Below are 24,623 nucleotides of genomic sequence, written 5' to 3' on the forward strand. Positions count from 1 at the left end.
GGCATCCTCGTCGGGAACAGAGGCGCCACCCGAAGAGGGTGGCGGGCGATGCGTGGCTTCCAAGACCGGGTCAACGAATCGGCGGGCACGAGGCCCCCACGCACCGCCCGCCGTCGATCGGCGAACGGATTGCCAGCCGGCGCCGTACTTGGGAGGACGACGCCGGCTGGCAAGCGTATACATCGTTGACAACACAGGCTTGGAAGTCCCGACCACCTTTGCAGGTGGCGATTCATCATGCGCACGTGAAATCACCGCCTGCCAGTCGTTTGTTTCGATGGCATCGGGTGATCTGAAAGGGAAAATGAATTATCGCAATTGGCCCGTTTCGACCATGGCAATGCCAGAAGCGACATATCGCGCAGGACTGCAACCAACGACGAATTCTGGTGCGTCATTGCTGTCGCACGGCCCTTTAAGGCCCAGAAAGTAAAGCCGGCTTAACTTCCCCGGCAGGGCTTCCAGAACACCCTATCAGACATGAATCCCCATGCGCGCCGCCTGGATCTTGATATTCCTCACGGACAGCCCGCAACGCCCCACCGCATACTGCCGCCACACGCCCACCCTGGGCCCCTTCGGGATCCGCACATGCGTCGCCATGCCCTGTCGCTCACCGTCGCACTTTTGTCCACCACCTGCGTGGCCCCGGCCATGGCTGCGGTACCGTTCTTCAACGCCAGCTGCCCAGGCGGCATCGACGTGCACGCCGACGAAGGCGGTCCGGTCTACGTGCAGGGCCGCGAGGCCACGGTGAAACGCTTCAACGACCGCTATTCCGAAGCACGCGATGCCAACAGCGGCATCACGCTGTCGATCAGCAGCAACGAGGACGGCACGCCGCAGATCAGCTATACCGGCCGAGGCGGCGCCAATGGCATCTGCCAGGTCAGTGCCAGTGGAACGCCCGTACCGTCTGAACATCGCGACCACCGTCGCCACGATGACGACAACGACGCCGCGCTGCCGCGCGAAGTCACCTGCGAGTCCACCGGCCAGCAGCAGGTGTCATGCGATCTGAATACCCGAGGCAACGTGGAAATCGTGCGCCAGCTCAGCCGCACCCGCTGCGAGGAAGGAAAGAACTGGGGGCTGGCGCGGCATTCGGTGTGGGTGAATGGTGGCTGCCGTGCGGTGTTCCGCAATGTGTCTTCGGTGACCACCCCCGCGCCCGCAGGCGATACCGCACTGGGTTCCTGCAATATGCGCAAGGGTGCGCAAGGCACGCTGGTGACTCAGCTACCGGTGGGCAGCGATTATCAGGAGTTGATCATCGATTATCCCGATGGCCGCTTCCTGTGCATGATGCGCAACAACGGCCAGGTGCAGAGCGTGACGCCTGTTCGCCACCGCGGAAGCTGAGCGCGCAGCGGGCTGGGGCAGGCTTCAGCCGCAGGACCTATACAGCAACACCCACGCCAGCATCAGGGCGAACATACCAACGAAGGTCAGGCCGAACCATAGCGCCGCCACCTTCACGTTGCCGATCAACGCCGTCGCCACACGGGGCAGCTCGCTTTTCAGAATCGGGTGTTCGGCGTGTGCTTTGCGCAGACGCTGCCAACCCAACCCGAGGAATACCAGGGTCGAGAACGGCACCAGCAGTAGCGTCGCCTGCATCAGCCAGCGGTTCGGCGACGCATCGATCGAGCTGCTCAACAGAACCGCAAAAGCGGCAATGGGCAGCGCGCCCATGAAGAAGCGTGGCCATGCGGTATTGATGAAGGGCGACATCGCAATCTTCCATGAAGGACGGTCGGGTCCGCGCGGCATCATGCCATGCCAATGCCCTGCTGCACCGCCGCGAGTGGTGTCACACAGCTCTGGCTAGACTGTGCTTCTTTTTCCCCACCGCAGGAGGCACCCATGGCCCATCCCATTTCCGTATCCCTGATTGGCGTTCCCACCGATGTCGGTGCGGGCCATCGCGGTGCACGGCTGGGGCCGGAAGCGCTGCGCGTGGCTGGGCTGCCGGAGGCGCTGGAGGCGCGTGGCGTGGACGTGCGCGACCTGGGCAATCTGGATGGTCCGCGCAACCCGTGGACCGCGCCGGTGGAAGGTTACCGGCACCTGGATGAAGTGGTGGCGTGGAACCACGCGCTGATGGAAGCCAGCTATGCCGAACTGCAGGCCGGGCGCATGCCGATCATGCTCGGCGGCGACCACTGCCTGGGCATCGGTTCGATCACTGCGGTGGCGCGCTGGTGCCGCGAGCAGGGCAAGACCCTGCGCGTGCTGTGGCTGGATGCGCATTCCGATTTCAACACCAGCGATGTCACCCCCTCGGGCAACATCCACGGCATGCCGGTGGCCTGCCTGTGCGGCCTCGGCCCGGACGCGTTGACCCACCTCGGCGGCAGCGCACCGGCGATCACCCCGTCGCAGATGCACCAGATCGGTATCCGCTCGGTGGACCCGGAAGAAAAGCGCCTGATCAAGACCCACAAGGTGGATGTCTATGACATGCGCTACATCGACGAGAACGGCATGAAGCGCACCGTGGAGGCGGCGCTGGCCGGTATCGACGAGAACACCCACCTGCATGTCAGCTTCGATGTGGACTTCCTCGACCCCAGCATCGCACCGGGCGTGGGCACCACCGTGCCGGGCGGGGTGAACTACCGTGAGGCGCAGCTGGTGATGGAAATGATCGCCGACACCGGGCGCATGGGGTCGCTGGACATCGTTGAGCTCAACCCCTTGCTGGACAAGCAGAATGCCACCGCTGAACTGGCCGTTGACCTGGTGGAAAGCCTGTTCGGCAAGTCCACCCTGATGCGCGACTGACCGCCCCTGCTGAACGGATTGCCGAACCGTTCACGCCCGCTCCACGCCCCTGCCGCCAGATTGCACTTCACGCGGCGGCAGTGGGCATTGGTGCCCTCCCGCCGAGCGAAAGAATCCCATCCGCGAATGAAGCGGTATAGCGGCGAACCCAAGGAGAAGCCCATGAAGCGCGTAGTTGCCCTGATGCTGTTGTCGATGTTCTCGGTGGCCCTGCTGGCCGGTTGCAACACCGTGGCCGGTGCTGGCAAGGACGTGCAGAAGGCCGGTGAAAAGGTTGAGGACGCCGCCAAGGGCAAGTAAGCCCGGCGCGGAACGGAAAGAGAAAGGGCCGGGGACATCCCCGGCCTTTTTTTGTGCGTGCTTTTCACTGCATGCTGTCGAAGCGTAGTGAACCATTCAAGCAAGTGAGCAGTGTTTTCATGGTCGGTTGACCGGCACCCAACAGCCGCTGCGCGAAGCTGGAGCCACGGTAAGAACGCCGTTGCAGCCAAGGATTCCCAGCAATGAACAAAGACATCATTTCCGGCAAGTGGTCGCAGCTGAAGGGCAAGGCCCAGGCCAAGTGGGGCGATCTGACCAACGACGATTTCGATGTGGCCGAGGGCAATGCCGAGTATCTGGCCGGTCGCCTGCAGGAACGATATGGCTGGGCCAAGGACCGCGCCGAGAAGGAAGTCCGTGACTTCCAGGATGCGGTGAGCAAGGACTACCCGGACTACAAGTAAGCGCGACCAAGCGCGACAGTTTCCCCCACAGCACAACGTCCGCACCGAGAGGTTGCGGGCGTTGTGTTGTCTGCGCTCAGCGCGCGGGCGGGTCGGGCACGTAGCGGTTCGGGAACGCCTGCGGCTCGCGCGGCAGGCGCGAGGGCGAATCCACCAGGATGCCGCGTGCGCGCAGGTTGCGGGCGCTGTCGTAGCGCAGCTGCAGGACTTGGGCGGGGCTGCGGCTGGCGCGTTCGAAGTCGGTATCGCGTACCGACGATTGTTCGCGAGCGCCGTGGCCGGTGCCCAGCGCAGGGGCCTGCGACTTGCTGCCATAGCCCTCGATGCGGCTGGCACTGGCATCAGCGGCAGCCTCGGCTTGCGCGGCCGGGGCCGGCAGCGGCAGGCCACGGCGCAGGATCGGCTCGGGGCGCCAGCGACGCGCCTCTTCGAATACGGCCACGCCGACCACGCCGATGTTGTCCGGGCGCCCGGTGCGGCTGGCGTAGCTGCCGCTGGGGCTGCTGAACACGAACTGCGCCACTTCGTCCTGGCTCTTGCGCCAGCCGGTGATGTCGGCGCGCTGGCCGGGGTTGAGCACGTAGCCGGTCTGCGAGGGATCGGCATCCTCGCCGGAGATGGCGTTGACGCCGTCCACCGACAGCACCACCAGCACCCGGCGCGGGCTGTCGTTGTACAGGCGCACGGCGTAGCGGTGACCGCGCTCGCCGGCCACCCAACGCTGGCCCTCGGCGGGGTAGCTGCGCAGTTCGGTGCCGCGGTCGCGGTCGACCAGGGCCATGCGCACGGGGCCGCCCTCGTATACCGGCGGCGGTGGCGGGGCCGGGCGGAAGCCGGCCAGGGGCAGGATCAGCAGCAGGGGCAGCAGGCGTTTCATCGGGCGTCTCCAGCGGGGTTGCGTGAATGAACGCGCCGCGGGCCCTGACGGGGTTGGTGGCGTGCAAGGTAAACTGGCCCCGTTCATCGAAGGTTACCCCACGCAGTCATGACGACCCGAGTCCTTACCGGCATCACCCCCTCCGGCACGCCCCACCTGGGCAACTACGTTGGCGCCATCCGTCCGGCCATCGCGGCCAGCCGCGCGCCGGGGATCGAGAGCTTCTTCTTCCTGGCCGACCTGCACAGCCTGATCAAGTCGCAGGACCCGCAGCGCACCCAGCGCGCGACCCTGGAGATCGCAGCCAGCTGGCTGGCCTGTGGCCTGGACCCGGAACACGTGTGGTTCTACCGCCAGAGCGACATCCGCGAGACCACCGAGCTGATGTGGTTCCTGACCGCCATCGCCAGCAAGGGCATCCTCAACCGCGCGCACGCCTACAAGGCGGCGGTGGACAAGAACCGCGAGGAAGGCGTGGACGAGGATGCAGGCGTCAGCGCCGGCCTGTTCATGTATCCGGTGCTGATGGCCGCCGACATCCTGATCTTCAAGGCCAACCAGGTACCGGTGGGCCGTGACCAGATCCAGCACATCGAGATGGCGCGCGATTTCGCCCAGCGCTTCAACCACGTGTACGGCAAGGAGTATTTCCCGCTGCCGGACGTGGTGATCGACGAGCAGGTGGCGACGCTGGCCGGCCTGGATGGCCGCAAGATGAGCAAGAGCTACCACAACACCATTCCGCTGTTCGTGCCGCGCGAGGAGCTGAAGAAGCTGGTGTTCTCGATCCTGACCGATTCGCGCGCACCGGGCGAGCCGAAGGACACCGAAGGCTCGGCACTGTTCCAGATGTACCAGGCCTTCGCCACCCCGGAACAGACCGCCGAATTCGCCAAGGCGTTCGCCGCCGGCATCAGCTGGGGTGATGCCAAGCAGCAGCTGTTCGAGCGCATCGACAGCGAGCTGTCGCCGCTGCGCGAGCGCTACAACGCGCTGATGGCCGAGCCGGAGAAAATCGAAGCGTTGCTCAAGCGCCGTGGCCAGCAGCTGCGCGAGCAGCTGGCGGCACCGCTGCTGGAAGAGCTGCGCCACGCGGTGGGCCTGCGTGACCTGTCCAGCGCCGGCGACATCGCCAGCGAGGATGCCGGCGTGGCCCGCGTGGCACCGCCGCTGTTCAAGCAGTACCGCGAGAAGGACGGCCGCTTCTACTTCAAGCTGACCGCCGGTGACGGCACGCTGCTGATCCAGAGCGAAGGCTTCGATTCGCCGCGTGATGCCGGCCAGCTGATCGCGGTGATCAAGCAGGCCGAGCAGGGCGACCAGCTGCAGAGCGAACTGTTCAAGCTGGAAGCCGAAGTGGACGCCGTGCTGGCCGCGCTGGCCGTGCTGCGCGAAGGGACCTGATCGCCGGGCCTGCCTGCCCTTTGTAGAGTCGAGCCATGCTCGACTTTGCTCCGCCTCTGTAGAGCCGAGCCCATGCTCGGCTGGGCTGCAAAGCAGCCGAGCATGGGCTCGGCTCTACAGGGAAGCACTCCGCCGGCACGACCGTGGCACAGCGCCCGTGGCATGATGTCCGCGCGCCTCCGGCGCGATGACATGGAGTCTGCGATGGCCTGGTTGTCGCTGCTGCTGTTCCTGCCCTGGTTCCTGCTGCTGGGCAGCCTGTACTGGCTGTTCCCGCGCCAGCCGCGTACCGCGCGGCGGCGCCTGTTCGATGGCACCACCCTGGTAGTGGCTTTCGCCCTGAGCATCGTGTCGATGCTGTGGGGCTACCGCATCGGCGTGGTGCAGCCCGGCGCCGGACCCATCTGGCCGCAGGTGCTGGCGGTGCTGTATGCCTACGGCGCGTTCCTGGCGGTGCTGGTGCTGGCGTTGCTGCTGCGGCCACGCTGGTTGGACCGGTAGTGCCGGCCAGCGGTCGGCACTACCCGACCAAAGCCGCATCGAACCCGGGCCGCCTGCGCGCCTACCATGGGGGTCCGTTCCCGATCCTGCCAGGTGCGTGCCGATGACCGCCGACCCCAGCATCCACACCATCGATACCGGCTTCCAGCGTCCCGACTTCGACGCGGCCTACCTGATCGTTGAAAACGGTCGCGCGGCCTTCGTCGACTGCGGTACCGGGCTGTCGGTGCCGGCGATGCTGCAGGCGCTGGCGGACGCCGGCCTGGGCGTGGAAGCGGTGGATTGGCTGCTGCTCACGCACGTGCACCTGGACCACGCCGGCGGCGCAGGCTTGCTGATGCAGCAGCTGCCGAACGCAAAGGCGGTGCTGCACCCGCGCGGTGCGCCGCACATGATCGACCCGACCCGGCTGATTGCCGGTGCGACGGCGGTGTACGGCGCCGAAGAGATCGCACGCAGCTATGGCCGCATCGAGGCGATTGCCGAACACCGCGTGGTGGTGGCCGAGGACGGCCACCACATCGACCTGGCCGGCCGCGAGCTGGTACTGCTGCACACGCCGGGCCACGCGCTGCACCACTACTGCGTGTGGGATGCGCGCAGCCGCAGCTGGTTCACAGGCGATACCTTCGGCATCTCCTACCGCGAGCTGGACAGCGCGCAAGGTGCCTTCATCTTCCCGACGTCGTCGCCGGTACAGTTCGACCCGGAAGCGATGAAGGCCTCGATCCAGCGCATGCTGGGCTACGGCCCGCAGGCGATGTACCTGACCCACTACGGTCGTGTGGAACAGGTGGAGAAACTGGCCGACGACCTGTTCGAGCAGATCGATGCGATGGCCGCCATCGGCCGCCAGTGCGATGGCCGGCCGGACCGTCACCGCTGCCTGCTGGCTGCACTGCAGGCGCTGTACCTGGAACGTGCACAGCTGCATGGCTGTGCGCTGGACGATGCGGCGGTGACTGCGGTGCTGGCGATGGACATCGAACTCAATGCGCAGGGCCTGGCCTGCTGGCTGGATCGCATCAGCAGGTAGATCCACGCCATGCGTGGATGACGTGGGCCCAGGCTGCGCCGTGATGTCACGACCACGTTACACTCTGGTGACTTCCAAGCTAGCCGTGGTACTGCCGTGAATCCGATGCGCGTGTTGCTGCTGTCGTCCTGCCTGTTCGTCGGTGGCCTGGCCCATGCGGCCAATGACCTTCCCGGTGGCGGCATCGATCCGCAGGCACTGTCGCGCCACGTGCGTGTGCTGGCGTCGGATGAATTCGAGGGCCGCGCGCCGGCCACCGAAGGCGAAGAGCGCACCGTGCAGTACCTGATCGAGCAGTTCCGCAGCTACGGCCTGCAGCCGGGTGGCGTGGATGGCAGCTGGGTGCAGCCGGTGCCGCTGGTACGTGCGCAGCTGGAGGGGCCGGCCAAGGCCAGCCTGTCGCTGAAGCAGGGCAGCCGCGCGCTGGCCAACGGCGTGGACGTGACCCTGCAGAGCCTGCAACCGCGCAAGCGCGTGCAGATCAAGGATGCGCCGCTGGTGTTCGTCGGCTACGGCATCGATGCGCCGGAACGCCACTGGAACGACTACAAGGACGTGGACCTGCACGGCAAGATCGCCGTCGTGCTGATCAATGACGCCGATTTCGAAGCCGATGCGCCGGGCGCGTTCGATGGCAAGGCGGTGACCTATTACGGCCGCTGGACCTACAAGTTCGAGGAAGCCGCGCGCCGTGGTGCCGAAGGCGTGCTGATCGTGCACGAGACCGCGCCGGCTGCGTATGGCTGGGCCACGGTGAAGAGCTCGGGCACCTCGCCGCTGTTCGACATCGAGCGCGGCCAGGCCGAGGCGATGGCGCAGCACACGCCGCTGCGCGGCTGGATGCAGCGCGAACTGGCCGAGGCGATCTTCGCCGACGCCGGCCTCGACTTCGATGCCGAGAAGCGCAAGGCGATGCGTGCAGACTTCCGCCCGGTAGCACTGGACAACGCGAAGCTGAGCGTGGATTTCGCGCTCAAGCGCGAGCAGGTGGTGACCCGCAACGTGGTGGCCAAGCTGCCCGGCGGCGAGCATGGCGACGAGGCGGTGATCTTCTCCGCGCACTGGGATGCGTTCGGTATCGGCCAGGCCGATGCCAAGGGCGATCGCATCCGCCGTGGTGCGATCGACAACGCCACTGGCGTGGCCACGGTGCTGGAACTGGGCCGCGTGTTCGCCGCCGGCCCGCAGCCGCAGCGCACGCTGTACTTCGTGGCCCTGACCGCCGAAGAGAAGGGCCTGCTGGGCGCCAGCTACTACGCCGCGCACCCGCTGGCGCCGCTGGACAAGACCGCCGCAGTGCTGAACATCGAAATGTTCAGCCCGGATGGCCCGACCCGCGACATCGCTTCGTGGGGCAAGGGCCGGGTGTCGCTGGAAGGCGATCTGGAACGCGTGGCCAAGGCCCGCGGCCGCAGCTACAGCCCGGACCCGAACCTGGAAGCGGGCTTCTTCTACCGCGCCGACCACTTCGCCTTCGCCCGCCTGGGCGTGCCGGCGATCACCATCGGCCCCGGTCTGGACAAGCTGGACGGCGGCGTAGAAGCCGGCCGCGCGCTGCGCGAGAAGTACTTCGCCGACTGCTACCACCAGGCCTGCGATGCCTGGACCCCGAGCTGGGATCCGAGCGGCCACGCCGCCGATACCCTGCTGGTCTACGACCTGGGTGCCGAGCTGGCCAACAGCCGCCGCTGGCCGACGTGGGAAAAGGAATCGGAGTTCCGCAGCGCACGCGACAAGAGCGAAGCCGCCCGCCGCTGAGGTAGTGCCGGCCGCTGGCCGGCAACCTCGTGAACCTTCGGAAAGAATGTGGAGTTGCCGGCCAGCGGCCGGCACGATCGCGCGCTCGTCAGCGCCGGCGCAACAGCGTCCATGCGCCCCAGCCACTGGCAGCGAGCGCGGCCAGATAGCACGCCACCATCGTACGCAGGCCAACCGGTGATCCTGCGTTGATGCCGCGATGCAGGCGCAGCTGCAGCGAGCTGTGGCCGCTGCCCAGGTCCACCGCCAGCTGCAGCGCCAGCGCGCCGCAGAACACCAGCAGGGCGATCCCGAATCCGATGCGTGGCCACGCGGCCTGCGCGTTGGGACGGCGCAGCAGCCAGGCCAGTGCCGTGGCTGCGGCCAGCGTCGCCGCGATCCACATCAGTGGCGTGGCGGGAGACGCAGCGGCCACCGGCATTGCACCGGTGGCCGCAATTACGGCAACGCGCTTACGTGCGGGTGCCGTCGAGCCAGTTCGGGCCCTTGTTGGTAAGGAAGAACACATAGACCACCAACGATACCGCGATCGTGGCGGTTACGTAGATAGCGAACCAGTCGACATGGCCGGTCTTCAGCGCGCCCTGGTACAGCAGCGGGGCGGTGCCACCGAACAGCGAGTTGGCCAGCGCGTAACCCAGGCCCACGCCCAGTGCACGCACGTGGGTGGGGAACAGCTCGGCCTTCACCACCGCGTTGATCGAGGTGTAGCCGGTGAGGATGACGAAGGCCATGGCCAGGGTCAGGAAGGCCAGGGTGGCGTCATGCTGGTGCGGCAGCTGGGTGATCAGGTACCAGCTGTACAGCACACCGCCCACACCGAAGAACACCAGCAGGGTCTTGCGGCCGATGATGTCCGACAGCCAGCCGCCGACCGGCTGCAGCACCATCAGGAACGCCAGCACGCCCAGGTTGATCAGGGTGCCGGTCATCGGGTCGTTGCCGGCGAAGGCGCTCTGGATCATCTTCGGGCCGTTCACCGAGTAGGTGTAGAAGGCCACGGTGCCACCGGCGGTGATCAGGAAGCACAGCAGCAGCGGGCGCCACTGGTGCACGAACAGCTCGTACATCGAGCCGGACTTCTGTGCCTTGCCTTCGCGTGCGGCTTCGATGGACGACTCCGACAGCGATTCGTCCATGCCGCGGCGCAGCCAGAACACCACCACCGCGGCGATGCCACCGATGCCGAAGGCGATGCGCCAGCCCCACTCGGAGATCTCCGGCTTGCCCCAGAAGGTCAGCATCAGCAGCAGGGTCAGCTGGGCCAGCACATGGCCGCCAACCAGGGTGACGTAGTGGAAGGAGGACAGGAAGCCGCGACGGCCGGGAATGGCCGCCTCGGACATGTAGGTGGCGCTGGCACCGTACTCGCCACCGGTGGCGAAGCCCTGCAGCAGGCGTGCGAACAGCAGGATGACCGCGGCCCAGATGCCGATGCTGGCGGCGGTGGGGGTGATGGCGATGAGGAACGAGCACAGCGCCATCAGCGTGACCGAGACCGTCAGCGCCAGGCGGCGGCCGTGGCGGTCGGCGAAGCGGCCGAAGAACCAGGCACCGATCGGGCGCATCAAGAAGGTCGCGGCGAAGATCGCCCACACGTACAGGGTGGAGTTCTTGTCGTCCGGCGAGAAGAACTGCGATTCGAAGTACACGGCGAACACCGAGTACACGTAGACGTCATACCACTCCACCAGGTTGCCGGCGGAGCCTTTGAGGGTGTTGGAGATCGACCGCCGCAGGGCAGCGCGGTCGTTTGCGGGTACGGCAGGTTGGGACGTGGTGCTCATCTGGGTGGGAATCCTCGATGCGGCGCGTCCGTGCGCAGGGAAAACGGCGCCCGGCCTTGGGGCGGCGCGGCCGGGCAGCCCTCTTGGTACTGCATCGGCCGTCAACACGGGGTAGCAGACCAGAGCAGGGTGCATGGATGGATGACAGCGTGCCACTGTCCGGGGTCCCGGACCATACTCAAAACGTCCTAGAATCCGCCTTCCCCCGGCTCCCTGGTGTGTCATGTCGGCTCCCCCTTCTTCGTCTGCGGCTGCCCCCCGGGGTGGCCTTGTCGCGCTGGCATTGCTGCTGGTCTACGTGGTCTGGGGCTCGACCTACCTGGGCATCGCCAAGGCCCTGCACGGCGGCGCGCTGCCGCTGACGATGGTCTCCGGCAGCCGGTTCATCATTGCCGGTGGCCTGATGTTCCTGGCCTTGCGCCTGTTCTGGACGATGCCGAACCCGACCCTGCGGCAGTGGCGCAACCTGGTGGTGATGGGCGTGACCATGCTGGTGCTGGGCAACGGCATGGTGGTGCTGGCCGAGCGTGAGGTGTCTTCGGGCCTGGCCGCTACCGCGGTGGCCTCGGTGCCGCTGTGGATGGCGCTGTTCTCGGCGCTGCGCGGCCAACATGCCAGCAAGGGTGAATGGCTGGGCATCGCGGTCGGCTTTGTCGGCGTGGTCTGGCTCAATGCCGGCAGCAGCCTGACCGCCTCGCCGACCGGGCTGGTGCTGCTGCTGATCGCGCCGATCGGCTGGGCGTTCGGTTCGGTGTGGTCACGTGGCCTGGACCTGCCGGGCCCGTTCATGACCGCTGCCGGTCAGATGATCTGCGGCGGCGTGCTGCTGGTGCTGATCGGCCTGGCCGTGGGCGAACGCCCGACCACGCTGCCCGACACCGGCGGCCTGCTGGCGATGGCCTACCTGTGCGTGTTCGGCTCCATCGTCGCGTTCACCGCCTACGTATGGCTGCTGCAGAACGTGCGCCCGGCGCTGGCGGGCAGCTATGCGTACGTCAATCCGGTGATTGCGGTGTTGCTGGGCGCTGCATTGAATGGTGAACGCTTTGGATGGCGGGACTTCCTCGCCATGGCGGTGATTCTTCTGGGTGTGGTGGTGCTGACAATGGCAAGGACACGAAAGAAATGAGCATGGACGAGAAAGAACAACGCCGGGGCCTGCTGGTCACTGCGTCCACCTTCGTGATCTGGGGGTTGGTGCCGGTGTACTGGCACCTGCTCAACGAGGTCCCCTCGTTCCAGATCATCGCCCACCGCATCATCTGGAGCACCGTGCTGGTGCTGGGCTGGCTGCTGCTCAGTTCGCGCCTGGGCTGGTGGCAGAAGATCGCCGCACAGCCGCGCGCGCTGCCGATCCTGCTGGTGTCGAGCCTGACCATCGCGTTCAACTGGGGCCTGTACATCTGGGCGGTCAACGCCGGCCATGTGATCGAAACCAGCCTGGGTTACTTCATCAACCCGCTGGTGAACGTGCTGCTGGGCGTGCTGGTGCTGAAGGAGCGCCTGCGCCGCCTGCAGTGGGTGGCGGTGGCGATGGCGGCGGTGGGTGTGGCCTGGCTGACCATCGATGCGGGCACGCCGCCGTGGATCGCGTTGGGCCTGGCCTGTTCGTTCGGCCTGTATGGGCTGCTGCGCAAGCTGGTTTCGGTCGATCCGGTGGCCGGGCTGGGCGTGGAGAGCATGTACCTGTTCCTGCCGGCGCTGGCGTTCGCGATCTGGGCCGAGAACGGCCATGGCGGCGCGTTCTTCCATGGCTGGGGCTGGCGCAACGACCTGCTGCTGATCTTCGGCGGTGCGGTGACGGCCGTGCCGCTGATCGGCTTTGCTTACGGCGTGAAGCGCATTCCGCTGTCGCTGGTCGGCATCCTGCAGTACATCGCGCCGAGCCTGCAGCTGCTGCTGGGCGTGTTCTTCTTCCACGAAGCGTTCGATACCGCCAAGGCGATCGGCTTCGCGGCGATCTGGGCCGGCCTGGTGCTGTTCGTCGGCGACAACATCCGCACGATGCGCAAGCGGTAGCGGCGCCGGGATCCGGCCACGCTTTCCGCAAAAAAAGAACGGCGCCCCGAGGGGCGCCGTTCTGCTTCCATCCACCGCCAGGAGAGAGATGGCGGTGGCGGGAACGCGGTTGCAGGCTTAGAAGCGCTGCTGGTACTTCATGTACATGAAACGACCGATGTCGAAGCCACCGTAGTAGGTGAAGCTGCTGTTCGGCTGGCTGTACATGATCGGACCCTGGTGGTCGAAGACGTTGTTCACGCCCAGCGACACGGTGCCGTCCCACGGCAGGCTGTAACGCACCTGCAGGTCGTGGAAGGTGTTGGAGCCCACCTTGCGGCTCGGCTGCGCATCGGTGTACGGCGAGACGAAGCCGGCCATGTTGCAGTCCGGGCCACCGGCCAGGTCATACGAGCAGGCTTCCTTCATGCCCGAGTAGTAGCGGGCGGTCCAGCCGATGCCCAGATCGCCGTACTGCCAATCCAGGTTGAAGGTCGAACGCACGCGGAAGTTGCCCTGCCAGCCGGTCTTCTGCTCCACCGGCGTGGTAGCGGCGCTGTCGTTGCGCTGCTCCAGGTAGTCGGTGTAGGTGGTGTTCCAGTTGATGGCGAACTTGCCGTACGCGGTTTCCGGCAGGCGGTAACGCACGCCGATGTCATAGCCGGCGGTTTCGCGATAGCCAGCGTTGACCAGCGAACGATCCAGCGCCGAGACCTGGCCACGGGTGGCCGCAGCGGTGGAACGGGTGAAGCGACCGCACGCCGAATCCACGCCCTGCACGTAGCACTGGTTGAGGATGTCGGTGGCCGACTCGCCGACGATGGCGTTGTTGATGCGGATCTTCCACCAGTCCAGGCTGACGTCCAGGCCCTGCACGAATTCCGGGCTGTAGACCAGGCCGACGGTCCAGGTCTTGGCGGTTTCCGGCTTCAGTTCCGGGTTGGAACCCGAGTTGAAATCGGAGGTGGCCTGCTGGCCCGGGCGGTTGGCAAGGTTGCCGTCCGCACCGGTCTGCTGACGGAAGTTGGCGGGCACATTCAGCGCCTTGCAGCGTGCTGCCACGGTCGGGCTGCTGGCGGCGATGCCGAACTTCGTATCGCACGGATCGGTGAACGAATCGCGGCTGGACACGGCGCCGCCGTAGAGATCGTCCACGGTGGGTGCACGGAAGCCGGTACCGTAGGTCGCGCGCACCAGCAGGCTGTCGATCGGCTTCCACTTCAGGCCGAACTTGCTGTTGGTGGTCGAACCGAAGGTGTTGTAGTCGGTGTAACGACCGGCCAGGTCCAGCGACAGTTCACGCGCGAACGGCATGTCGGCCAGCAGCGGCACCTGCATTTCCAGGTAGACCTCGTTGAGCGAGTAATCGCCACGGGTCGGCTGGCCGGTGGTGCCGGCGATCTGGCCCTTCTGCACCATCAGGTCCGGGGTGTAGCTGGCCTCTTCGCTGCGGTGCTCGAAGCCCATCGCACCCATGATGTCACCGGCAGGCAGAGTGAACAGCGAGCCGGAGATGTTGGCGCTGGCCACCTTGGTGGTGCTCTTCATCTTGTCCACGAAGCGGGTGAACAGGTAGTCCTGCACGTCCTGGTTGCCCAGCGAGCCCGGGCCCGCATAGCCCATCGGTGCGGCCGGGTTCCACGGCACGCAGCCGGCGATCACCGCACCCGGGGTGCCGCAGCGTGCCACGGTGCCATCCATGAAGGACGGGCCGACCGCCAGGTCGACGTGCGGCTGGTACATGCTGCCGGTACCGATGCGCTCGCCTTCATTGCGGTTGTACATGTAGCTGACGTTCCAGTCCCAGTAACGCGAACCGGTTTCGAAGCTGCCTTCCAGGCCGATGCTGGCGCGCTTGGTGTCCAGGTTGTTCTCGGTGCCGCGCGGCAGTTCTTCAGTGCGGTGCGAGAACAGGACGTCCTGGCCCCACTTGTTGAAGGTGCTGTCCTTGGACAGGGCAGCACGGGTGCCATTGCGGGCCTGTGCGGCCGATACCGAGTACGGGTAGCCGGCCAGGTGCTTGGTCGACTCGCGCTTGCTGTACAGCGCGTCGGCCACGATGCGCAGGTTGTCGGTGATCGAGAAACCACCGTTGGCGAACACCGAGGTGCGCTCCAGACCGCTCAGCAGGCTCATGTTGGTCTTGGCGTTGGCACCATCAGCCGGGTCCGGGGTGTGGAAGTTGCCAGCCTGGCTCGGATTACCGCCCGGGCCCACGGTCAGCGGCTTGCCGCCGACGGTGACGGTGCCCCACTGGGTGGTCGGGCTCAGCGCGTCGACGTCATGGGCGTGGCGTGGGCCACCCGGGTAACGGCTGAACTCGCGCTCGCTGCCGAGGATCTCGTCTTCCTTGGTGCGCTCGGCGCCGACGCTGAACCAGCCGCGGTCGAAGGTCTTGCCGAAGGTGGCGCTGTAGGAGCGCTTCTGGCCGTCGCCTTCACCGTACTGGCCGACGTAGACGCTGGCTTCGCCACCGTCGAAGTTCTTGCGGGTGATGATGTTGACCACACCGGCGATGGCGTCCGAGCCGTACAGCGCGGATGCGCCGTCGGTCAGCACTTCAACGCGCTCGACGATGGCGGACGGAATCGAAGCCAGGTCGGAGTAGCCACCGGCGCTGACGCCCATGCGGCGGCCGTCGATCAGCACCAGGCTGCGTTCCGGGCCGAGGTTGCGCAGGCTGACGTACGTGCCGCCGAAGTCGCGCGAAGAACTCAGCGACGACGAGCGGCTCAGGCTCGGAGCACCGGCGGCGGTGACGTCCTGCAGGATGTCGGCGACGTTGATGTAGCCCTTCTTCTCGATCTCGGCGCGGCTGAGCGCGACGACCGGCTGTGCGGTCTCGACACTGGCCTGGCGGATGCGCGAGCCGGTGATCTCGATGCGGTCGAGATTGGTCGGGGTATCGCCGGCGCTCTGTGCGAAGGCGGGGGTGGTGCAGCTGGCGGCCAGCGCGATGACGATCGCGTTGCGCAGCGGAGTGGTTTTCAGGGACATCCGTGACATCTCGTGTTTCAGGAAAACAAGCGTCCGTTCTGTGGGCGCGTGGGGTGCTGCAAACCAACGTGGGGGCCGGGATTCTAGAGTGTTTCCATTCGTAACTGTTTGTCGCCATGCCGCTGAATGTGCGCGAAGATGAATCGCAACCAACAATCCACAGATGCGATGTGCGCAGCGTCACGCACGTTGCGTGCGCGATGGGCAGAGGCATCGATAGCGGCGGATTTCCGCCGATCTGTAGCAGCGCGTGTGCGCAGGCATCCATCCACGCCATGCGTGGATGACGTGCAAACAAAAAGGGACGGAGCCTTCGCTCCGTCCCTCTGCAGGATGCGCAATCTATCGCTGGGAAATGCTCAGGTTTCGCGCAGCGCCGTGGTGATCGGCAAACGTGCCGCGCGCAGCGCCGGGAACAGGCCGCCAACCAGGCCGATGCCCAGCGCCCACTTCAGCCCGGTCCACAGCAGTTCTGGCGACACATGGAACTTGAACACCACCGCGCTGAAGTTGCTGCCGATGGTGGACACGCTGTAGCCATTGAACAGCAGCCACGCCACCGCGCACCCCAGCAGACCGCCCAGCAGCGCCAGCAGCATCGTCTCCAGCATCACCGCGGTCACCACCGGCAGGCCACGGAAGCCGATCGCGCGCATGGTGGCGATCTCGCGCGCACGCGTGGCAACAGCCGCATACATGGTGTTGAGTGCGCCGAACACCGCACCGACCGCCATGATCGTGCCGATCACCTTGCCGAGGATGTCGATCAGCTTGGTCAGCCCGCCGCCCTGCTTGCTGTAGTAGACGCGGGTGGTTTCCACGTCCAGTTTGAGGCGTGGATCAGCGGCGACGGCGGCCTTGAACTGCTCGAAGCCCGCCTTGCCATCGGTGCGCACGCTGATCGATTGCCAGGCGCTGCGCTGATAAGTGGTGGCCAGCGTATCGGCGTCGGTCCACAGTTCCGAATCATGTGCATCGCCGGTGGCGAAGACACCCACCACGGTCCAGGTCTGGTTGCCCAGCGTCAGCGTCTTGCCCACGTCCAGATCGCGGAACTGGCCCTTGGCGCCCTGGCCGACCACGATCTCGCGCAGGCCAGTGGCGAACGTGCGGCCTTCGACGATCTTGACCTTGTCATGCACCGCCCACGCCTGCGGGCCGACGCCGCGGAACTGCGCGTTGACGTCGGTGCCATCGGACTTCGACACCAGGTTGACCACCTGCGACAGCTCCGGTGACAGCAGCGGCCGACCTTCGGCATCGCGGGTGATGCCGGGCAGGGTGGACAGCGTCGGTACCTGCTCGCGGGTGATGACCGAGTTGGTCTCGGCCTGCGAGCCGCCACGCAGGACGATGGCGGTGGTGTCATCGCCGGTGTTGTTGAGCGTGGCCTGGAAGCCTTCGCCCATCGCCAGCATCGCCACCAGCACGCCGACCACGCCGGCGATGCCGACCACGATCACCGAGGACGCGCCCCAGCGCTGCGGCAGGCTGGCCACGCCGATGCGGGTGGCGGCCAGTGCCAACCGTCCGCCGCGGGTCAGCAGCAGCCACAGGGCCACCAGCACGGCCACGGCCAGCACGCCGATCCACGGCAGGCTGATCCACAGCACCAGGCCGATCACCAGCAGCAGCACGGTCAACGCGTTGCCGGCCCACTTCTTGAACTTGTTCATCTGCAGGTCTCCTCAGCGGCCGGCCAGTGCGTCGACGATCTTCAGGCGCTTGGCACGCAGCGCCGGCAGCAGGCCGACGATGATGCCGATCACCACGATCAGGCCCAGCCCCATCAGCCAGGTGGGCGTCGGTACGTGCGGCGGCAGCATGCCCATGCTCTTCGGGCCGATCGCCGGCAGGATCAGCGCGGCCAGGCCCATGCCGATCAGGCCGCCCAGGCCGATCAGCAGCACCGACTCCACCATCACCAGGGTCAGCACGGTGCTGTCCTTGAAGCCCAGTGTCTTCAGCGTGGCCAGTTCCGGCACGCGCTCGCGCACCGCCTGCGCCATGGTGTTGCCGGTCAACAGCAGCAGGGTGAAGAACACCGCGCCCATGATCGAAGTGACGATCATGCCGATATCCGCGAACTGCTTGACGAAGGCCTGCTGGAACGCCGATTCGGTCTGGGTCTTGGTCTCGTGGTCGGAGTTGGCCGAGATCGCATCGATCGCCTGCGCTACCCGCGAGGAGTGGTCAGGGTTGTCCAGCGTCACCGTGTACCAGCTCACCTGGTTCTTGATGTAGTCGTTGGATTCGTCGAAGTACTTCCAGTTCATCATCAGCTGGCGTTCTTCATTGGCGGCCAGCGCGCGGTCCTTGGAGCGGTAGATGCCCTTCAGCTCCAACGGCCAGTCGTTGCTGCCGCCACGCGGGAAGATCGTGGCCTGCAGCGGGATGGTGTCGCCGATCTTCCAGCCGAACTGCTTGGCCAGGGTTTCGCCGACGATGGCGCCGGTGCGGGTCTGCTTCCAGTCTTCCAGCTGCGCCGGATCGATCTGCAGCTCGCGGTAGACATCGAAGTAGTTGGGCGACACCGAGAAGTTCGGGAAGAAGTTCTTCGGGTCCTGGTAGATGCCACCGAACCACATGCCATAGGCCACGTCGCGCACGCCGGCCACCTGGCGGATCTGGGTTTCCAGGCGGATCGGCAGTGACTGGGTGATCGACAGCCGCGAGGCCACCACCAGGCGGTTGGCGCCTTCCACGCTGCCGCCGGACGAGAACGCCACGCGCACCGAGTCGAGCATGCCGAACAGCAGGAACGCGGCCACCACCGAGAGCAGGGTCAGCAGGGTGCGCGTGCGGCTGCGGAACAGCTGCGCCCACACCAACGAAAAGTATTTCATCGCCGTGGCCTCCGTCAGTGGGCCAGCGGCGCGTCGGCCAGCTCGCCCTTGTCCAGGTGCACCGTGTGCGTGGCGTACTCGGCCGCCTTCGGGTCATGGGTGACCATGATGATGGTCTTGCCATGCTCGCGGTTGAGCTGCTGCAGCAGGCCGAGGATCTCCTCGGCGGACTGGCGGTCGAGGTCGCCGGTCGGTTCGTCGCAGATCAGGAAGGTCGGGTCGGAGACGATCGCCCGCGCGATCGCCACGCGCTGCTGCTGGCCGCCGGACAGTTCATTCGGGCGATGGCTGCGGCGATCGGCCAGGCCCACCAGGGTCAGCGCGATCTCCGCATTGCGGCGGCGCTGCGCCGCATTGAGGTGGGTCAGCAGCAGTGGCAGTTCCACGTTCTTCTGCGCGGTCAGCATCGGCATCAGGTTGTAGAACTGGAACACGAAGCCAACGTGGTGGCTGCGCCAGGTCGACAGCTGGCTACCGCTCATCTGGTCGATGCGCTCGCCTTCGATGCTGATTTCGCCGCCACTGGGGTTGTCCAGCCCACCGATCAGGTTGAGCAGGGTGGTCTTGCCCGAACCGGACGGGCCCATCAGCGCGACGAAGTCGCCGCTGGCGATGTCCAGGTCGATGCCGTGCAGCACCTGCACTTTCTCGGGGCCACGCTGGTAGGTCTTGGTGATGTTGCGCAGTGAAACCAGGGTCGACATGGGTTGTTCTCCACGGAAGGCGGGAAACGGGGAAGCGCACCTGCGGTGGCTGCGGGCGTGCGTCGAGCGGTGTTGCCGGCGGCGCCCATGGGCGCCAGGCCGTTACTGCGCTTGTTTCTGTTGCACCTTGGCGCCATCGCGCAGGGTGTCCGGCGGGTTCACCACCACCGATTCACCTGCACTCACGCCCTTGAGGATCTGGCGGTCCTTGCCCATCGCCTGGCCGGCCTCGACCTTGCGCTGCTGTACCCGGTTTTCGTCACCCAGCACGAAGGCCACCGATGCGCCCTCGCGCTGCACCACGGCGCCGCCCGGCACGCGCACACCCTGCGGCTTGGCGGCGGCCTGCGGCTGGGCCTGTTCCAGGAAGCTGACCCGCACGCCCATCTCCGGCACGATGCGTGGGTCCTTCACTTTCAGCGCCACGCGCACCTTCACCGTGGCCTTGCCGCGGTCGGCGGTGGGGATGATGGCGATCACCTCGCCCGGAATCTTCCACTCCGGATAGGCGTTGAGCGTGGCTTCCACCGGCATCTTCGGCTGCACGCGGCCGATGAAGGCCTCGCCCACCTCGACTTCGATCTCCAGCGAGTCCATGTCGACGATGGTGCCGATGCCGGTACGGGTGAAGCCACCGCCTGCCGACAGCGGCGAAACGATTTCGCCGGGCTGCGCGGCCTTGGCGGTGACCACCCCGGAGAACGGCGCGCGCACGATGTTGTTGTCCACGCCCAGATCGGCGATGGCCAGCTGGTCGTTGGCGACCTTGACGTTGCGCTGGGCGGTCTCCAGCTGCGCACGCAGGCTGTCGCGCTGTGCCACGGCCTGGTCGTACTGTGAGCGCGATACCAGCTGCTGGCCGACGAGTGCCTGCAGGCGGCTGGCTTCGGCGGTGGCCTGCTTCTGCTGCGCCTCCAGCCCGGCCACCTGGCTGCGTGCGGCCTGAAGCTGCGAGGCATACAGGCTGCGCTGGGCGTCGGCATCAATCGGGTCCAGCGTGGCCATGATCTGGCCCTGTTCCACGCGCATGCCCTCCTCGATCATCACCTCGCGCACCTTGCCGGTGATCTTGGCCGAGACCGTGGCCATGCGGCGGGCGACCACGTAGCCGCTGGCGTCGAGCACCGAACTGCTGGCATTGCCCTGCTGGATGGCCACGGCGGGCGCGGTTTCCACCTCCACGGCCGGCGCACGGCCGAACAGGAAGGCGACGGCGGCGGCGATCAGCAGCACGGCCACGATGATCGCGATCCACAACCAACGGCGACCACCGCCGTTGCTGCCACCACCGGAGGCCGGCGGGGGCGATTTGCGGTCGATACGGAGTTCCTTCAACAGCTCGGCAGAAGCGTTCATTCGTTCCATCACAGGCGTTCGGGCGGGTGTGGCCGGAAGGGCAGACGGCGGCGGTTCCGGCGGTGGAGCGTGCGGCACAGCATGAAGGCAGGTACGGCGATGACGGCAGTGACAGCTGTCACCCGATGACACTGACGGCGGCAACTGCGAAATGTGACCACGCCGGTACAGGATGGCAACGTCCCCGCTACCGGTACCGCCCATGGATCCGATCGCCCCGTCGCTGGCCCGCCTGCAGCAGGTGCAGGTGCGCTACCGCGACCATACCGCCCTGCATGGCATCGACCTGCAGGTCCGCGCTGGCCAGGTGCTGGCATTGCTGGGCCGCAACGGTGCCGGCAAGAGTACCGCGATCAGCGTGCTGTTGGGCCTGCGTCGCGCCGATGCCGGCCTGGTCGAGCTGCTCGGCGGCGACCCGCAGCAGCGGGCCAGTCGATTGGGCCTGGGCGTGATGCTGCAGAGCACGAACCTGCCGCCGATGCTGCAGGTGGACGAGCTGGTGGCCCAGGCCAGTGCCTGTTACCCCGACCCGATGCCGTTGCCGGAGGTACTGCAGCGCGCCGGACTGCAGGCGCTGGCGCGCCGCCGCTACGGCCAGCTGTCCGGCGGCCAGCAGCGCGCCGTGCAGTTCGCCATCGCGCTGTGCGGCCGCCCGCGCGTGCTGTTCCTGGACGAGCCCACCACCGGGTTGGACATCCAGGCGCGGCAGGCGATGTGGCAGGCGGTGCGGCAGTTGGTGGCCGAAGGCTGCGGCGTGCTGCTTACGACACACTATCTGGAAGAGGCCGAGGCGCTGGCGCAGCGCGTCGTGGTGCTGGAAGGCGGCCGGGTACTGGCCGACGCACCCTTGGCCGAGCTGCGCCTGGCCGACCGGCCGCGCCGCATCCGCTGCCGCAGCGCGCTGGCTGTCGAGGACGTGCAGCACTGGGCGGGCGTGCAGCAGGTGCAGCGCGACGGCGAGCATCTGCAGCTGCTGGCGAGCCCGGCCGAGCCGGTGGTGGCACGCCTGCTGGCGGCCGACGCGCAGTTGCGTGAGCTGGAAGTACAGGGCGCGGCGCTGGCCGACGCCTTCCTCGACCTGACCCGGGAGGCCGCATGAACACGATGACCCGCACCGGTACCGCACCGGCGCCGGCATCTGCCTGGCGCCAAGCCCTGCGTCCGTACCGCGCTGAGCTGGTGGCCGAACTGCGCCGCGCCTGGCGTACGCCCGCCTTCGCCGTACCTTCGCTGCTGTTCCCGGTGCTTTTCTACCTGTTGTTCGGCGTGCTGTTGGGCCGTGGTCACGCACCGCTGTACCTGTTGGCCACCTACTGCGTGTTCGGCGCGATGGCCCCGGCGCTGTTCGGCTTCGGCGTGCAGCTGGCGCTGGACCGAGAAGGCGGGCTGCTTACGCTCAAGCGGGCGCTGCCGATGCCGCCGGCGGCGCCGCTGCTGGCGCGACTGGCGATGGCCGTGCTGTTCGCGCTGCTGGTGGCCTCGTTGTTGATCGGCGTGGCATCTGTGCTGGGGGGTGTGCAGCTGCACGCCCTGCAGGTGCTGCAGCTGCTGGCGGTGGCGGGCCTGGCTGCGCTGCCGCTGGGGGCGATCGGCCTGCTGATCGGCAGCCATGTCAGTGCCAGCGCAGCGCCGGCGATGGTCAACCTGGTCTACCTGCCACTGGCCCTGCTGTCGGGCCTGTGGCTGCCGCTGTCGGCGTTGCCCAAGGTGTTTTCGACGATGGCACCGCTGTGGCCGACCTGGCATCTGGCGCAGCTGGCGCTGCCGATAGTCGGGCTGCCGTCGGTGGGCAGCATGGCAGGCCATCTGCTGGTGCTGCTGTTGGTCACGGTGGTGGCGCTGCTGCTGGCGCGCCGCCGCCTGCGCCGGATCGGCTGAACTGGCATGATCGGCAGCGATCGTCCCCGCCTGGATCACCCCGTGTCGTCGAGCTGGTTTGCGTCCCTGCTGCGCCCCGCACCGGATTCGGCGGTGGCCGACAACCTGCGCCGCGGCAAGCCGGCCTGGGCCGATGCCATCCACCTGCTGTGGACGGTATGGGTGTTCATGACGCCGCTGTTTTCAGGGGGGTACACGCTGCGCTGGCTGTGGTTCACCCTGGCCAGCTATCCGTTGTTCCTGCTGTTGTATGCGCGCCTGCTGCTGTCGCCGCGGCACCATGCGCCCCGCTATGCACTGGCGATGACCGCGCTGGCGATCGTGCTGGTGCCCTGGTACCCATCGGGCATCAGCTACTTCATTTTCGGCTGCGTGATGCTGCGGGTCTGCGGTCGCAGCAGCTGGTGGCGTTATCTGTTGCTGCTGGCCGTGCTCAACGCGGTGTTCTACCTGGTGGCCTACCTTGCGCACTACCCGTGGCAGAGCCTGGTCTGGGTGCCGGCGGTGTCGTTCATCATCGGCATGGTGGTGAACGTGGAGACGGTGAACAAGGAAAAGGATGCCGCATTGCAGCTTTCGCAGGAGGAAGTGCGGCGGCTGGCCACCACCGCCGAGCGCGAGCGCATCGGCCGCGATCTGCATGATCTGCTCGGCCATACCCTGTCTTTGATCGCGTTGAAGCTGGAGCTGGCGCGCAAGCTGCACGACCGTGGCGATGCCCGTGCGCGGCAGGAGATCGGCGAAGCCGAGGACATCGCCCGCGAAGCGCTGGCCCAGGTACGCAGTGCGGTCACCGGCATCCGCGCCAGTGACCTGGCCGGCGAACTGGCCTCGGCGCGCCTGCTGCTGGAATGCCAGCAGGTGCACCTGCAGTACGCGCCTCCACCGCCGATGCCGGTGGACGTGGAGCGCGGACTTGCGCTGGTGCTGCGCGAGGCGGCAACCAATATCGTGCGCCACGCGCAGGCGACGCAGGCGCGGGTGGAATTCATGCTGGAAGGACGAATGCTGGCGATGCAGATCCGCGACGATGGCCGTGGCGGCGTACAGGCCGAAGGCAATGGATTGTGCGGCATGCGCGAACGGGCGATGGCGCTGGGTGGACAGTTGTCACTGCAGTCGCCGCGCGGAGAGGGCACGGTAGTGACCGTGCGCGTGCCACTGGTGGCCGCGACCACGCCGCTGTCGCCAGCGTCACTGGCGCAGGATGGTGCTGCATGATCCGCATCCTGCTGGCCGAAGACCAGGCGATGGTGCGTGGCGCGTTGTCGGCACTGCTGAGCCTGGAGCCGGATATCGAGGTGCTGGGCAGCGCCGCCGACGGTGAGGCTGCGTGGCGCATGCTGCAGCAGCTGCAGCCGGACATCCTGGTGACCGACATCGAGATGCCGGGCCTGTCCGGGCTGGAGCTGGCACAGCGCATCGCCCGCCATGAACTGCCGATCAAGGTGGTGATCGTGACCACCTTCGCCCGCGCCGGTTTCCTGCGCCGCGCGCTGGAGGCGGGCGTGCTGGGCTACCTGTTGAAGGACGCACCGGCGGAGAACCTGGCCGATGCACTGCGCAAGGTGAAGCAGGGTATCCGTGCGATCGACCCGCAACTGGCACTCGATGCCTGGTCGCAGGCCGACCCACTGACCGACCGCGAGCGCCGCGTGCTGCGGCTGGCCGGCGAAGGCCGTACCGCCAGCGAGATTGCCGAGCAGCTGGGGCTGTCGCACGGTACGGTGCGCAATTACCTGTCCGAGTGCATCGGCAAGCTGGGTGTGGCCAACCGGATCGAGGCGTACCGGCTGGCGCGGCAGAAGGGGTGGTTGTAGCGGCGTGCGCCGACACACTGGTAGCGTCGGGCGATGCCCGGCGGATCATTCCCGCGCCTGCGGAGGGGTGTCACTTTCTTTGCGCGCAAAGAAAGTAACCAAAGAAACGCTCCGCCGGCCGCGAGCCGGCGTGCTTCGCACGCCTGTGC

23 protein-coding genes are annotated in these 24,623 nt (G+C 66.9%); 14 read left to right on the plus strand and 9 right to left on the minus strand.

What is annotated here, in order from left to right:
- Positions 1–591 precede the first annotated feature (591 nt).
- Positions 592–1,362: a DUF3011 domain-containing protein gene (locus tag AC5P6E_RS16410; RefSeq protein ID WP_329835123.1), complete on the plus strand. Its 771-nt coding sequence runs from the start codon at positions 592–594 to the stop codon at positions 1,360–1,362.
- A 24-nt stretch (positions 1,363–1,386) separates the two neighbouring features.
- On the opposite strand, the gene AC5P6E_RS16415 is transcribed toward AC5P6E_RS16410, so the two are convergent.
- Positions 1,387–1,734 (minus strand): hypothetical protein, encoded by a 348-nt coding sequence (locus tag AC5P6E_RS16415; protein WP_010486978.1) that lies wholly within the window; start codon positions 1,732–1,734, stop codon positions 1,387–1,389.
- 132 nt (positions 1,735–1,866) lie between these two features.
- On the opposite strand from AC5P6E_RS16415, the gene rocF reads away from it, so the two are divergent.
- The 3 genes from rocF (at position 1,867) to AC5P6E_RS16430 (ending at position 3,512) form a co-directional block, all read left to right on the plus strand.
- The gene (gene rocF, locus AC5P6E_RS16420) at positions 1,867–2,787 is read left to right on the plus strand and encodes an arginase (protein WP_049435516.1); all 921 of its coding nucleotides are present in this window, start codon (positions 1,867–1,869) and stop codon (positions 2,785–2,787) included.
- A gap of 162 nt (positions 2,788–2,949) precedes the next feature.
- Positions 2,950–3,087, plus strand: a complete 138-nt coding sequence (locus AC5P6E_RS16425) for an entericidin A/B family lipoprotein (protein ID WP_014035659.1) — start codon at positions 2,950–2,952, stop codon at positions 3,085–3,087.
- Positions 3,088–3,290: 203 nt separating this feature from the next.
- On the plus strand, positions 3,291–3,512 hold the full coding sequence (locus tag AC5P6E_RS16430; RefSeq protein WP_010486972.1) for a CsbD family protein: 222 nt from the start codon (positions 3,291–3,293) through the stop codon (positions 3,510–3,512).
- A gap of 76 nt (positions 3,513–3,588) precedes the next feature.
- On the opposite strand, the gene AC5P6E_RS16435 is transcribed toward AC5P6E_RS16430, so the two are convergent.
- Entirely contained in the window at positions 3,589–4,389 is an 801-nt protein-coding gene (locus AC5P6E_RS16435) for a hypothetical protein (RefSeq protein WP_143994781.1), read from the minus strand.
- Positions 4,390–4,497: 108 nt separating this feature from the next.
- Between AC5P6E_RS16435 and AC5P6E_RS16440 the strand changes: the two genes are divergently transcribed.
- The 4 genes from AC5P6E_RS16440 to AC5P6E_RS16455 all read left to right on the plus strand — a co-directional run bounded on the left by AC5P6E_RS16440 (position 4,498) and on the right by AC5P6E_RS16455 (position 9,088).
- Complete coding sequence (locus tag AC5P6E_RS16440; RefSeq protein WP_010486969.1) at positions 4,498–5,793, plus strand: tryptophan--tRNA ligase; 1,296 nt, start codon at positions 4,498–4,500, stop codon at positions 5,791–5,793.
- 204 nt (positions 5,794–5,997) lie between these two features.
- Positions 5,998–6,294 carry a hypothetical protein gene (locus AC5P6E_RS16445; RefSeq protein WP_019338600.1) on the plus strand — a complete coding sequence of 99 codons (297 nt, stop codon included), beginning with the start codon at positions 5,998–6,000 and terminating at the stop codon, positions 6,292–6,294.
- A 103-nt stretch (positions 6,295–6,397) separates the two neighbouring features.
- Positions 6,398–7,330, plus strand: coding sequence for an MBL fold metallo-hydrolase (locus AC5P6E_RS16450; RefSeq protein WP_019338601.1), 933 nt, complete (start codon positions 6,398–6,400; stop codon positions 7,328–7,330).
- A 105-nt stretch (positions 7,331–7,435) separates the two neighbouring features.
- Positions 7,436–9,088 carry a M28 family metallopeptidase gene (locus tag AC5P6E_RS16455; RefSeq protein ID WP_019338602.1) on the plus strand — a complete coding sequence of 551 codons (1,653 nt, stop codon included), beginning with the start codon at positions 7,436–7,438 and terminating at the stop codon, positions 9,086–9,088.
- Positions 9,089–9,176: 88 nt separating this feature from the next.
- On the opposite strand, the gene AC5P6E_RS16460 is transcribed toward AC5P6E_RS16455, so the two are convergent.
- The gene (locus AC5P6E_RS16460; RefSeq protein WP_010486965.1) at positions 9,177–9,473 is read right to left on the minus strand and encodes a hypothetical protein; all 297 of its coding nucleotides are present in this window, start codon (positions 9,471–9,473) and stop codon (positions 9,177–9,179) included.
- Positions 9,474–9,540: 67 nt separating this feature from the next.
- Positions 9,541–10,875 carry an MFS transporter gene (locus tag AC5P6E_RS16465; protein WP_019338650.1) on the minus strand — a complete coding sequence of 445 codons (1,335 nt, stop codon included), beginning with the start codon at positions 10,873–10,875 and terminating at the stop codon, positions 9,541–9,543.
- 223 nt (positions 10,876–11,098) lie between these two features.
- Between AC5P6E_RS16465 and yedA the strand changes: the two genes are divergently transcribed.
- Both yedA and rarD read left to right on the plus strand, forming a co-directional pair.
- On the plus strand, positions 11,099–12,004 hold the full coding sequence (gene yedA / locus AC5P6E_RS16470; protein WP_019338651.1) for a drug/metabolite exporter YedA: 906 nt from the start codon (positions 11,099–11,101) through the stop codon (positions 12,002–12,004).
- Complete coding sequence (rarD, locus tag AC5P6E_RS16475) at positions 12,001–12,894, plus strand: EamA family transporter RarD (protein ID WP_019338652.1); 894 nt, start codon at positions 12,001–12,003, stop codon at positions 12,892–12,894. The genes yedA and rarD overlap by 4 nt, the downstream gene beginning before the upstream one ends.
- A gap of 117 nt (positions 12,895–13,011) precedes the next feature.
- Here rarD and AC5P6E_RS16480 read toward each other — a convergent pair whose 3' ends face one another.
- From AC5P6E_RS16480 to AC5P6E_RS16500, 5 genes are all read right to left on the minus strand, one after another.
- Positions 13,012–15,870, minus strand: coding sequence for a TonB-dependent receptor domain-containing protein (locus AC5P6E_RS16480; RefSeq protein ID WP_019338653.1), 2,859 nt, complete (start codon positions 15,868–15,870; stop codon positions 13,012–13,014).
- A gap of 359 nt (positions 15,871–16,229) precedes the next feature.
- Positions 16,230–17,546, minus strand: coding sequence for an ABC transporter permease (locus tag AC5P6E_RS16485; RefSeq protein WP_019338654.1), 1,317 nt, complete (start codon positions 17,544–17,546; stop codon positions 16,230–16,232).
- Positions 17,547–17,558: 12 nt separating this feature from the next.
- A complete protein-coding gene (locus AC5P6E_RS16490; RefSeq protein WP_019338655.1) occupies positions 17,559–18,716 on the minus strand; it encodes an ABC transporter permease in 1,158 nt (385 codons plus the stop codon).
- Between the two features lie 14 nt (positions 18,717–18,730).
- A complete protein-coding gene (locus AC5P6E_RS16495) occupies positions 18,731–19,420 on the minus strand; it encodes an ABC transporter ATP-binding protein (protein ID WP_010486958.1) in 690 nt (229 codons plus the stop codon).
- 102 nt (positions 19,421–19,522) lie between these two features.
- The gene (locus AC5P6E_RS16500; RefSeq protein WP_019338656.1) at positions 19,523–20,776 is read right to left on the minus strand and encodes an efflux RND transporter periplasmic adaptor subunit; all 1,254 of its coding nucleotides are present in this window, start codon (positions 20,774–20,776) and stop codon (positions 19,523–19,525) included.
- 202 nt (positions 20,777–20,978) lie between these two features.
- Here AC5P6E_RS16500 and AC5P6E_RS16505 point away from each other — a divergent pair, with 202 nt between their 5' ends.
- From AC5P6E_RS16505 to AC5P6E_RS16520, 4 genes are read left to right on the plus strand one after another with little or no spacing between them, the layout of a single operon-like run.
- The gene (locus AC5P6E_RS16505; protein ID WP_329835130.1) at positions 20,979–21,875 is read left to right on the plus strand and encodes an ABC transporter ATP-binding protein; all 897 of its coding nucleotides are present in this window, start codon (positions 20,979–20,981) and stop codon (positions 21,873–21,875) included.
- Positions 21,872–22,654, plus strand: a complete 783-nt coding sequence (locus tag AC5P6E_RS16510; RefSeq protein ID WP_109815125.1) for an ABC transporter permease — start codon at positions 21,872–21,874, stop codon at positions 22,652–22,654. The genes AC5P6E_RS16505 and AC5P6E_RS16510 overlap by 4 nt, the downstream gene beginning before the upstream one ends.
- A 6-nt stretch (positions 22,655–22,660) precedes the next feature.
- The gene (locus tag AC5P6E_RS16515) at positions 22,661–23,875 is read left to right on the plus strand and encodes a sensor histidine kinase (protein ID WP_109815126.1); all 1,215 of its coding nucleotides are present in this window, start codon (positions 22,661–22,663) and stop codon (positions 23,873–23,875) included.
- Positions 23,872–24,474 (plus strand): response regulator transcription factor, encoded by a 603-nt coding sequence (locus AC5P6E_RS16520; protein WP_049480028.1) that lies wholly within the window; start codon positions 23,872–23,874, stop codon positions 24,472–24,474. Before AC5P6E_RS16515 ends, AC5P6E_RS16520 begins: the two co-directional genes overlap by 4 nt.
- Positions 24,475–24,623 lie beyond the last annotated feature (149 nt).

Source organism: Stenotrophomonas sp. YJH_SMC_16 (assembly GCF_059367875.1).